The organism is Breznakia sp. PFB1-19, from assembly GCF_029893935.1.
Classification (GTDB): Bacteria; Bacillota_I; Bacilli_A; order Erysipelotrichales; family Erysipelotrichaceae; genus Breznakia; species Breznakia blatticola.
Genome location: NZ_JARXXJ010000021.1, coordinates 25,032 through 36,291 on the forward strand (window position 1 = coordinate 25,032; position 11,260 = coordinate 36,291).

Genomic DNA, 11,260 nt, shown 5'->3' on the forward strand with positions numbered 1-11,260 from the left:
TATGAGGATTGAAAAAATACTAAACAACAATGTCGTAGTTATACTTGATCAACATCAAAATGAAAAGATTGTGATGGGTTGTGGACTCGCATTTAAGAAGAAAGTTGGAGACGAAGTTGATCCAGGGATGATAGATAAAGAATTCTTTATGGCAAACCCAGATATGAATAGTCGTTTCCAAGAGTTATTGGTTGATATCCCAATGGAGTACGTACAACTCTCAGAAGAAATTGTAACCTTTGCAAAAACACATTTAGGTAGAAAATTGAATGATTCAATTTACATTTCAATTGTCGACCATATGTATACTGCAATTGTACGTTTCAATGAAGGAATTACTGTAAAGAATGCTTTGTTGTGGGATACAAAACGTTTTTATCCTGATGAATATGCAGTCGGGAAAACCGCTTTGGATATGATTGAGGAAAAATTCAATGTGCGTTTACCAGATGATGAAGCTGGATTCGTTGCTTTACACTTAGTGAATGCAGAGATGGATGAAGATATCGAAGATGTTTATGAAATTACAACAGTAATGCAAGAAATATCAAACATTGTAAAGTATTACTTCAATGTAGAGTTTGATGAAGATTCCGTATATTTCTATCGATTTATTACACACTTAAAGTTCTTTGCGCAACGTCTGATTCACAAGAACACATATACTGGAAATCAAGAAGATGACTTATTAGAACTCATTAAAGTGAAATATAAAAATGCATACGATTGTGTATTAAAAATTACAAAGTTTATTGTTGAAAAATATGATTATGTTCTTTCAAATGAAGAACAATTATACTTAACAATTCATATTGAGCGCGTTATTTATAAAACAGATAAATAACCGATGTAAAGTGATCATTGATCACAAATAAATTCGTCATTTATAAAGCAATTATAAGGAAATGAAAGGGGGATTTGACAGGTACTTGCTTTGTAAAAATATAGTGGGTGGTGACATTAAGTTGGCCAAACCTTCAGATTTCATATAACTATTTATTTCAGAAAGATGGAGGTCAAAAAAATGGGAAAATATGAACAATTAGCAAGAGATATAGTTGCTAATGTTGGTGGAAAAGAAAACATCAACAGTTTAACGCACTGTATCACAAGATTACGTTTTAAATTAAAAGATGAAAGTAAAGCAAACGATGATGTATTAAAAAACATGGACGGAGTTGTTACTGTCATGAAAAGTGGTGGGCAATACCAAGTAGTAATTGGAAACCACGTATCTAAAGTTTACGATGATGTATTAGAAGTAGCTGGATTATCAAGCGAAAGTGCTGCAAATTCAGATGGAGACAAAGGAAATTTCTTTGATCGTGTTATTGATGTATTAAGTGGAACTTTCCAACCATTCCTTGGTGTATTATGTGCTTGTGGGATGATGCAAGGGGTAAATGCTGTATGTACATTCTTAGAAGTATATGATGCTACATCAGGTATTTACATTTTCTTAAATGCAATTGGAAACTCAGTATTTAACTTCTTACCGATGTTCGTAGGATACAACGCTGCGAAGAAATTCGGATTAAAACCAATGATTGGTTTAGCTATTGGAGCAAGTTTATGTATGCCTGCTGTACAATTAAGTACAATGTCAGCTGGTGTTGAAACTGCACCATTTAGCTTATTAGGTCTTGATTCTTATGTTAAACTTTTCGGAATTCCTTGGGTAGCACAAAACTACTTAAGTGGAGCTATGCCAGCATTATTTATTGTAATGTTTGCTGCTAAAGTGCAAAAACTTGCAATCAAAGTGATTCCTGAAGTAATTCAAACATTCTTCGTACCATTCTTTGTATTAATCGTTTCATTATTCGCTGGATTCTTAGTGATTGGACCAGTTATGGGATTATTCATGGAATACCTACAAATGGGATTCCAAGCATTGATCGATTTCTCACCATTTGTATATGGTGCAGTTCTTGGTCTTGTATGGCAAGTACTTGTTATCTTTGGACTTCACTGGAGTGTTGTACCTTTACACATTATGGCAATTGCTTCAACAGGATCTAGTTCAATTCTTACTGGTATGTTTGGAACAACATTCGCACAAACTGGTGCTATTCTTGCAATGTGGATTAAAGCGAAAAACCCTGTGTACAAAGAAATTGGACCTGGGGCAATTATCTCTGGTATTTGTGGGGTAACAGAACCTGCGATTTATGGTATGTCATTACCAGAAAAAACACCATTTGCATTCTCTATGATCGGTGCTGGTATTGCTGGTGCAATCTTTGCAGGAAGCAACGCAATTTCATACACTTCTGGTGGTTTAGGAATCTTCGGTGTTGTTAACTATATTACTCCAGATGGAGATGCTAGTGGAATGTGGTCAGCAATCATCTGTGTTGTAATTTCAATGGTAATTGGATTTGCGTTGACTTTCTTCTTCTGGAAAGACAAATACGAAGCAAAAGACGTTACTGCACAAGCTGAAACATTAGTAAAAAAAAAACAATCAGTAGCTAGCCCTATTAAAGGTAAAGTGGTTCCTCTTTCTTCAGTGAAAGATGATGCTTTTGCACAAGGTGCATTAGGTAAAGGGATCGCGATTGAACCAACTGAAGGAAAAGTAGTTGCGCCATTTGATGGAACAGTAATTACATTATTCCCAACAAAACATGCAATTGGTTTAGTTTCTGATGATGGTATGGAATTACTAATTCACATCGGAATGGATACGGTTCAACTTGAAGGTAAACATTTTGAAGCACTTGTTAGCCAAGGTGACAAAGTAAAACAAGGACAAGCTCTTGTGAACTTTGATATTGAAGCAATTCAAGAAGCTGGATTTAGTACAATTACACCAGTTGTCGTTGTGAATACGACAGATTATTTAGATCTTGTGGAAACACAAGAACCTGAAGTAAAAACTGGAGATGAAATTATCATCGGTTTAGTTTAAAAACACACACAAAGCATTAGGGAAACCTAATGTTTTGTTGCCTTTATAGATAAAAAAAGAATGAAAATAATGCATTTATTGCCTTGACTCTACAGTTGCTAGAGGGTTTAAACTAAGGCTATAAGCAATAATATAATTGAAAGAAATATATGTGAAAGAGAGGGTACTATGGCTTTTAGAAAAGATTTTTTATGGGGTGGAGCAACCGCTGCCAACCAATGCGAAGGTGCATACAATGTTGATGGAAGAGGATTAGCAAATGTTGATGTGATTCCTCATGGGAAGGACCGTTTCCCAGTGATGCTAGGAAACATGAAAATGTTTGATTTTGATGATGAACACTTCTATCCTGCACAAAATGCGATTGATATGTATCATAACTACAAAGAAGACATCGCACTATTTGGAGAAATGGGATTTAAAACATACCGTTTATCTATTGCTTGGACAAGAATTTTCCCTAACGGTGATGAAGATGAACCAAATGAAGCTGGACTGAAATTCTATGAAGATTTATTTAAAGAATGTCACAAATATGGAATTGAACCATTAGTTACAATTACACACTTTGACTGTCCAATGCACTTAATCACTGAGTATGGTGGATGGAAAAACCGTAAGTTAATTGGATTCTATGAAAAATTAGTAAGAGTATTATTTACACGTTACAAAGGACTTGTAAAATACTGGTTAACATTCAATGAAATTAACATGATTTTACACTTACCATTTATGGGAGCTGGTCTTTACTTTGAAGAAGGTGAAAACCGTGATCAAGCAACATATACAGCTGCACACCATGAGTTGGTAGCAAGTGCTCTAGCTACAAAAATTGGACACGAAATTGATCCAACCAATATGATTGGATGTATGCTTGCTGCTGGTGAAGTATATCCATATTCATGTAACCCCGGAGATGTTTGGAAAGCATACGAAACAAACCGTGATAACTACTTCTTTATTGATGTACAATCAAGAGGTGAATATCCAAAATATGCATTACTTGATTTAGAAAGAAAAGGAGTAAAAATTCCATTTGTTGAAGGTGATGAAGAAATCTTAAAAGAACACACTGTAGACTTTATTAGTTTCTCTTACTACTCTTCAAAATGTGCAAGTGTTGATGAAAAACTAAAAACTGATGGAAACGTATTTGCTTCAGTGAAAAACCCATACTTGAAAGCAAGTGAATGGGGATGGCAAATCGATCCTCAAGGATTACGTACTACACTTAACGCATTATATGACCGCTACCAAAAACCATTATTCATCGTTGAAAATGGATTGGGTGCAGTTGATAAACCAGATGCAAACGGTTATGTTGAAGATGACTACCGCATTGACTACATGAGAGAACACATTAAAGCAATGCACGATGCTGTTACATTAGATGGTGTAGATTTACTTGGATACACTTCTTGGGGATGTATTGACCTAGTTAGTGCTTCAACAGGTGAAATGAGTAAACGTTATGGATTCATTTATGTAGACCGTGATGACGCTGGAAATGGAACATTAAAACGTAGTAAAAAGAAAAGCTTTGACTGGTATAAAGAAGTAATCGCTTCTAACGGAGAAAATATCTAATTAAATCATTGCCTGTTTATGATGTACCGAAAACTGGTAGTTGATAAACAGGCTTTATTATTTTACTTAAGAAAAAGAAAGAAACTGGAGGAACTATGGGAAGACTTAAGATTGCAACAATTGGTGGAGGTAGTAGCTACACACCAGAACTATTTGAAGGATTTATCAAACGTAAAGATGAGTTAGATATTAAAGAAATCTGGCTTGTGGATATCGAAGAAGGAAAAGAAAAACTAGAAATCGTTGGAGCGATGGCAAAACGTATGATTAAAGCTGCTAACCTTGATTGGGAAGTGCACCTTACAATGGATCGTAGAGCTGCATTAAAAGATGCAGACTTCGTAACAACACAATTTCGTGTAGGGTTACTTGATGCAAGAATCAAAGATGAAACTATTCCATTAAAATATGGAATGATGGGTCAAGAAACAAATGGAGCTGGAGGAATGTTCAAAGCTTTACGTACCATTCCAGTCATTAAATCAATTATTGAAGACATGAAAGAATTATGTCCGAATGCTTGGCTAGTAAACTTTACCAATCCATCAGGGATGGTTACAGAAGCTGCAATCAAACACTTTGGTTGGACAAGAACGATTGGATTATGTAATGTGCCTATCGTTCACCAAAACATCGCAAATGCATTTGAAGGATTAGAACCGTTTAGTGAAGAATTATACTTTAAGTTTGCAGGATTGAACCACTTCCACTGGCACCGTGTTTGGAACAAACAAGGAGAAGAAATCACATCAAAAATTATTGACCAACAATATGGAAAAGATATCGCTCCTGAAGATATGCCAGAAGGAGTAAAAAACATTCCACAAATGCCTTTTGATTACGACTTGGTAAAACATGAAGGATTACTACCATGTATGTACCACCGTTATTACTATTTAACACAAACAATGCTAGATTTAGAACTAGAAGAATACAAAGAAAACAACACACGTGCACAACTAGTTAAAGCAACCGAAGATCGCTTGTTTGAACTATACAAAGATCCAAACTTAGACTACAAACCAAAAGAGCTAAGTGAACGAGGTGGAACATTCTATAGTGATGCAGCTTGTGAAGTAATTGCATCCATTGTGAACGACAAACGAAAAGTAATGGTTGTAAGTACACAAAACAAAGGGGCGATTGCGGATTTACCATATGATAGTATTGCAGAGGTATCAAGCTATATTACAAGTCATGGAGCAGAACCAATTGTATGGGGAAGTTTTAAGAGTGCACAAAGAGGAATGCTACAAATTATGAAAGCAATGGAAGAATGTACGATTGAAGCAGCAATCACGGGAAACTATGAAACATTAAAACAAGCATTCACAATTAATCCATTAATCGAGTCTGGAGAAAAAGCAGACATGGTAATGAATGAACTATTAGTTGCGCATAAAAAACACTTACCACAATTCGCAGACAAAATTGCTGAATTAGAAAGTAAAGGAGTGACATATAATGGGTAGATTTCCAGAAGGATTTTTATGGGGTGGAGCAACTGCTGCCAACCAATGTGAAGGTGGATATAGAGAAGGCGGAAAAGGCTTATCTATTTCTGATATTTGTACAGGTGGATCAAGAACACAAGCAAAACGCATTACACCCGTATTAGAGGAAGGTACATTTTATCCTTCACACGAAGCGATTGATATGTATCACCACTACAAAAATGATATCGCAATGTTTGCGCAAATGGGATTCAAAGTATATCGTTTCTCAATTGCATGGACTCGTATTTTCCCAAAAGGAGATGAAAGCGAACCAAATGAAGCGGGATTGCTTTTCTATGAAAGCGTTATTGATGAGTGTTTAAAACACAATATAGAACCATTAGTTACAATTTCTCACTACGAATTGCCATATCATTTATCAAAAGAATATGGTGGTTGGGCGAATCGTAAGTTGATTGACTTTTTCATGAACTACTGTACTGCGATTTTTAATCGCTATAAAGGAAAAGTAAAATACTGGTTAACATTTAATGAAATTAACGGGGCAATGGGAAATTTAGGTAACTTCTTATCACTAGGTATTATCAATGAAGGAACTACTGATTTCATGCATCAAGTAGATGATCCACAAAAACGTTTCCAAGGATTACACCACCAATTTGTTGCAAGTGCAAAAGCTGTACAATTGGCACACGAGTTGGATGCAAATAACCAAGTTGGAAATATGATTATCTATGCAACAACGTATCCATTAACATGTAAACCAGAGGATGCAATTGCAGCACAAAAACAAAACCAAAACTTCAACTATTACTGTACAGATGTACAAGTAAAAGGAAAATATCCAACATTTGCACAACGCATTTGGGATGAAAATGGAGTAAGTCTTGATATTGCTGAAGGTGATATGGAAACCATCGCAAATGGAACTGTTGATTTCATTTCATTCTCATACTATATGTCAAGTTGTACATCTGCTGATCCAGCTAAAAAAGGTGAAGGGAACTTACTTGGTGGGACACCAAACCCTTACTTAGAAGCAAGTGAGTGGGGATGGCAAATTGATCCACAAGGACTTCGTTATGCATTGATTGATCTATACGATCGTTACCGCGTTCCATTAATGGTTGTTGAAAATGGTCTAGGAGCACTTGATACAATTGAGGAAGACGGTTCTATTAATGATGACTACCGTATTGATTACTTACGTAAACATATTGATGCAATGGCTGAAGCGATTGCTGATGGTGTAGATTTACGTGCCTTTACACCTTGGGGATGTATTGACTTAGTTAGTGCATCAACTGGAGAAATGGCAAAACGCTATGGTTTTATCTATGTTGAAAAATATGATGATGGTAGCGGAGACTTCTCAAGAAGAAAGAAAAAATCATTTGACTGGTACAAAGAAGTGATTGCTTCAAACGGAGAAAACGTATAATTTTTAAGGATTATGTAGAAAAATTGCATAATCCTTTTTTTCATTTTTAAGTTGAATGAAATGAACCATAATCATACAAAATACAAATCTATATCAAAGTGAATATGTATTTGCTAGACATTTACATCAAAATGTAAGAAAAGCCTATAATAATCGGCTCAAAAGCCAATATATAATGAAGAAATTAGAGAAATTGAAAGCGCTTATATTGACTTTAAAGATTTTTCTTGATAACCTATATATAGGTAGTGATGCCTCGTGGTTAATCGCTTGATTATCTTTTTCCCCACCCATAGAAAGATAATTGAATTTCTCCCCAGATTAATTACGGAAAGATCGTTAAGAGGCATGAGAGTGTCTCTTATTTTGTTTTCTTGGAGGAGTTAGGTATAATAGATTTATAGAGGAAAAAGATAGGAAAGGAATGTAAACATGTTAATTGCCATTCTAGAAGATCGCGTTTTTAGAAAACGCACAAAAGAACCATATCAAAAACGTTGGACAGTCCGTTGTTTTGTATATAACGAAAATGATGAACTGGTTTTCTTGCGCATCAAAGGGACTGATGCACTTGGACGTAGAAACCATGTTGAAACTATTGGTGGCGGCGTCGAGAATGAAGAAAGTTTAGAAGATGCAGTAAAGCGCGAAATCCGTGAAGAAATCGGATATGAGTGCGAGATCATCGAAGATATTGGTTATATTGTAGATCACTACAACTCTTTAAATCGCGAAACCATCTCCAACTACTTTGCTGTAAAGTTGACAGAATATATTGGTGGGGAATCACGTACAGAAGAAGAGGAAGCACTAATTGAAGGTACTGAGACATATAGTGAGTCAGAAGTGATGGATATGCTTAAAGATTATACAAAGCGCAGTGTGAATGAACTGGTGCAACGTCGTGATCTAATTGCATTTGAATATTATATAAAACATAAAAAGCATTAAGAAAACGAGTTCTGCAATTAGCGGAACCCGTTTTTTTTAATATGTAAAACTTGTTTTATCGGCTTCAGTAATCGCACGAATGACTTTGCAAGGATTACCTGCAGCAATTACATTCGCAGGAATATCTTTAGTAACAACACTTCCTGATCCAATAATTGTGTTATCTCCAATGTGCACACCTTGATTGATATGTACACCTGCACCAACCCAAACATGATTGCCAATATGTACTTCTTTTGCATAACAACCACCATGTTGTCGTTCTAGTGCATCAATTGCATGATTTGCTGTATAAATACCAACCCTTGGTCCAAACAATACATGATCACCAATTGTAATTGGAGCACCATCTAACATAATACAATCAAAGTTAGCATAGAAATAATCACCAATTGTGATATTGAAACCAAATTCACAACGGAAGTTTGGCTCCAAATACGGTTGTTTACCAACCGTATGGAAAATTGAGTGTAAAATCGCTTCGCGTTTACTTGCACATTCTTCATAACTTTGATTATATGCATTTGTAAGATGTACTGCTTTTGCTCTTGCTTCTACAAGTGTTAAATCTAAATCGTTATACATTTGACCACTATGCATTAGCTTTTTTAATTCATCAAGTTTCATCTATTCACCTTACTTATCAAGTACTTGTAGTTGTACGATGCAACTATCTTTTCGATTACGGTGCAAACTTGGTAATCGTTGGATGATACAAATACCAGGATGTTTTACTTTCTTGTATAGACTTTCAATCGTTTGTATTTGCTCTTTTGTAGAGCAGTGCATTTCTTTTAGTTTTACATTTTGATACGTATAAACAGGATATGCACAATCAACTTCCAAACTAGCAGAAACAGGTACCATAATATGTGCTTTCTCACCTTCGTTAAAAATAACCATCTTTGAAATCGTGGAACGACTCAGTCCATGTTTTTTTATGAATGTGCGTAATGCAGCGCGATAATCAACATAATCTTCAATATCCATATCTAATACATTTTTAAGTTTTACATCAATACACGCAAATCGTAAATAGGGTAGTGTAAGATCGCAGACTTTTGAAGATGGTGTTTTCAAACTACGTTCGTAGTCAGCAAGTTTTTCTTGCTTGTTTTTGATTGTGTCCAATTCTTTTTCTAGACGTTCACGTTTTTCTTTTAAAATTGCTTCATAGTCTAAGTTTGATGATTTTAGCATTACCTTAATTTCATCTAAAGAAAAACCAATATACTGCAATCGTTGAATTTGTAATAAGATTCCAGATTGTTCTTTTTCATAATACCGATATTTACTATCTGGATCTACATATGCAGGCGATAACATACCAATAGAATCATAGTATCGTAATCGTTGAATGCTCACATCATTTAATTTTGCCATCTCACCAATTGATAAATATTTTTTCATATATACAGTATACATGAAAATCACTTGACTCTCTAGTTGCTATAGAGTTTATACTAAAAAAGTAAAAGGGAGGTACCTATGAGAATTATAATTGAAAAGAACTATGAAGAGATGTCAAAGACAGTAATGTATCAACTGTTGGCGAAGATGTATGAAGACAAAAAGATGAATATTGCAATTACTGCTGGATCATCACCAAAACGTATGTATGAATTATTAACAGAAGTAATTAAAGACAAACGCGAATTTCCAAATGTTACATTTTACAACTTTGATGAAATTCCATATGCAAAAAAACAAAGTGAAGGAGTAACAATTTCAAACTTACGTAGAGACTTCTTTACACCAGCTAATATTCCAGAATCGATGATTCATAAACTAACACCTGAAAACTTTAAAGAACATGATGCATATTTAAGAAGTGTTGGGGGTCTTGATGCAATATTCTTAGGAATTGGTGGAGATGGTCACTTCTGTGGAAATTTACCAGGAACTACAAAGTTTGGTGACGAAACAGTGGAAGTGTTCTATCCAAAGGAATTAATCGATGTGATGGCAGGTGAAGTAGGAGGAATGGATGAATTAACACCATCTTACTTTACAATGGGGCCTAGAGCTGTCATGAATGTAAAAGAAGTAGTAATGTTTGCTACTGGAAAAAAGAAAGCAAATATCATTAAAGAAGCTATGTTTGGACCGGTTAGTGAAACATGTCCTTCATCAATCTTTCAATTACATCCAAATTTCACACTAATTCTTGACGAAGAAGCAGCAAGTGAAATTAAGGAATTACTATAATTATAAAAATATCGGATAAATATCCGGTATTTTTTATAGCTAATTGACATCGATTCATGCTTACTTTATGATATATTAACTACCTAAAGTCAACTTTAGGTCAAGAAAGAAGGAGAAATTATGATGTATGGGATTGGAGAAGTGTCAAAGATGTTTGCGCTTCCTGTGTCAACGCTTCGTTACTATGATAATGAAGGTTTATTTCCAAACTTACAAAGAAATGCTGGTGTCAGAGTGTTTGGTGAGCAAGAACTTGAACAGTTACGTGTAATTGAGTGTCTGAAACGTTCTGGATTAGAGATCAAAGATATTAAGCGCTTTATGGAGTTATGTAAAGAAGGTTCAAAAACTTTTAAAGATCGTAAAGAGATCTTTGAGCAACAAAAACTTGAAGTAGAAAAGGAAATAGAAAAATTAAAGAAAACACATGATATGTTGCAATACAAATGTTGGTATTATCAAACAGCTATAGCTGATGGAAGTGAAAAACGAATAAATGAGATGCTTCCAGATCGATTGCCTGATGATATTCAAAAAATGTATAATCATGCACATGAATCATAAAAACCTACGCACTCATATAATGATGTACCCCCTGTCAAGTAGAGAGCCTGTAAATAATTTTGTGTAAAGTTTGATATCCCATGGTAGAACCATGAAGTAACTACATTGAGTAAAGTGTAGTTACTTTTTTATTATGTT

At 34.8% G+C, this 11,260-nt stretch carries 10 protein-coding genes; 8 read left to right on the forward strand and 2 right to left on the reverse strand.

From position 1 onward, the window contains the following. Position 1: 1 nt before the first annotated feature. The 6 genes from M2098_RS09365 to M2098_RS09390 all read left to right on the forward strand — a co-directional run bounded on the left by M2098_RS09365 (position 2) and on the right by M2098_RS09390 (position 8,350). A complete protein-coding gene (locus tag M2098_RS09365; protein WP_134171014.1) occupies positions 2–844 on the forward strand; it encodes a PRD domain-containing protein in 843 nt (280 codons plus the stop codon). A gap of 180 nt (positions 845–1,024) precedes the next feature. Then, entirely contained in the window at positions 1,025–2,914 is a 1,890-nt protein-coding gene (locus tag M2098_RS09370) for a beta-glucoside-specific PTS transporter subunit IIABC (protein WP_134171016.1), read from the forward strand. A gap of 168 nt (positions 2,915–3,082) precedes the next feature. After that, on the forward strand, positions 3,083–4,501 hold the full coding sequence (locus M2098_RS09375) for a 6-phospho-beta-glucosidase (RefSeq protein ID WP_134171018.1): 1,419 nt from the start codon (positions 3,083–3,085) through the stop codon (positions 4,499–4,501). Positions 4,502–4,596: 95 nt separating this feature from the next. Further along, complete coding sequence (locus M2098_RS09380) at positions 4,597–5,973, forward strand: 6-phospho-beta-glucosidase (protein WP_280683860.1); 1,377 nt, start codon at positions 4,597–4,599, stop codon at positions 5,971–5,973. Beyond that, a complete protein-coding gene (locus M2098_RS09385; RefSeq protein ID WP_280683857.1) occupies positions 5,966–7,399 on the forward strand; it encodes a 6-phospho-beta-glucosidase in 1,434 nt (477 codons plus the stop codon). Before M2098_RS09380 ends, M2098_RS09385 begins: the two co-directional genes overlap by 8 nt. Positions 7,400–7,831: 432 nt before the next feature. Continuing rightward, positions 7,832–8,350, forward strand: a complete 519-nt coding sequence (locus M2098_RS09390; RefSeq protein WP_134171457.1) for an NUDIX hydrolase — start codon at positions 7,832–7,834, stop codon at positions 8,348–8,350. Between the two features lie 36 nt (positions 8,351–8,386). On the opposite strand, the gene M2098_RS09395 is transcribed toward M2098_RS09390, so the two are convergent. Both M2098_RS09395 and M2098_RS09400 read right to left on the reverse strand, forming a co-directional pair. Further along, on the reverse strand, positions 8,387–8,977 hold the full coding sequence (locus M2098_RS09395; protein WP_280683855.1) for a sugar O-acetyltransferase: 591 nt from the start codon (positions 8,975–8,977) through the stop codon (positions 8,387–8,389). 9 nt (positions 8,978–8,986) lie between these two features. Then, the gene (locus tag M2098_RS09400; protein ID WP_166667539.1) at positions 8,987–9,760 is read right to left on the reverse strand and encodes a MerR family transcriptional regulator; all 774 of its coding nucleotides are present in this window, start codon (positions 9,758–9,760) and stop codon (positions 8,987–8,989) included. Between the two features lie 78 nt (positions 9,761–9,838). Here M2098_RS09400 and M2098_RS09405 point away from each other — a divergent pair, with 78 nt between their 5' ends. Then, complete coding sequence (locus M2098_RS09405; protein WP_134168815.1) at positions 9,839–10,558, forward strand: glucosamine-6-phosphate deaminase; 720 nt, start codon at positions 9,839–9,841, stop codon at positions 10,556–10,558. 120 nt (positions 10,559–10,678) lie between these two features. Next, positions 10,679–11,122, forward strand: a complete 444-nt coding sequence (locus M2098_RS09410) for a MerR family transcriptional regulator (RefSeq protein ID WP_280683850.1) — start codon at positions 10,679–10,681, stop codon at positions 11,120–11,122. Positions 11,123–11,260 lie beyond the last annotated feature (138 nt).

What these genes read in the sequence shown, in the direction of transcription:
- M2098_RS09365 (WP_134171014.1), top strand. Translation starts at nt 2, where the DNA reads ATGAGGATTGAAAAAATACTAAACAACAATGTCGTAGTTATACTTGAT.
- M2098_RS09370 (WP_134171016.1), top strand. Translation starts at nt 1,025, where the DNA reads ATGGGAAAATATGAACAATTAGCAAGAGATATAGTTGCTAATGTTGGT.
- M2098_RS09375 (WP_134171018.1), top strand. Translation starts at nt 3,083, where the DNA reads ATGGCTTTTAGAAAAGATTTTTTATGGGGTGGAGCAACCGCTGCCAAC.
- M2098_RS09380 (WP_280683860.1), top strand. Translation starts at nt 4,597, where the DNA reads ATGGGAAGACTTAAGATTGCAACAATTGGTGGAGGTAGTAGCTACACA.
- M2098_RS09385 (WP_280683857.1), top strand. Translation starts at nt 5,966, where the DNA reads ATGGGTAGATTTCCAGAAGGATTTTTATGGGGTGGAGCAACTGCTGCC.
- M2098_RS09390 (WP_134171457.1), top strand. Translation starts at nt 7,832, where the DNA reads ATGTTAATTGCCATTCTAGAAGATCGCGTTTTTAGAAAACGCACAAAA.
- M2098_RS09395 (WP_280683855.1), bottom strand. Translation starts at nt 8,977, where the DNA reads ATGAAACTTGATGAATTAAAAAAGCTAATGCATAGTGGTCAAATGTAT.
- M2098_RS09400 (WP_166667539.1), bottom strand. Translation starts at nt 9,760, where the DNA reads ATGAAAAAATATTTATCAATTGGTGAGATGGCAAAATTAAATGATGTG.
- M2098_RS09405 (WP_134168815.1), top strand. Translation starts at nt 9,839, where the DNA reads ATGAGAATTATAATTGAAAAGAACTATGAAGAGATGTCAAAGACAGTA.
- M2098_RS09410 (WP_280683850.1), top strand. Translation starts at nt 10,679, where the DNA reads ATGATGTATGGGATTGGAGAAGTGTCAAAGATGTTTGCGCTTCCTGTG.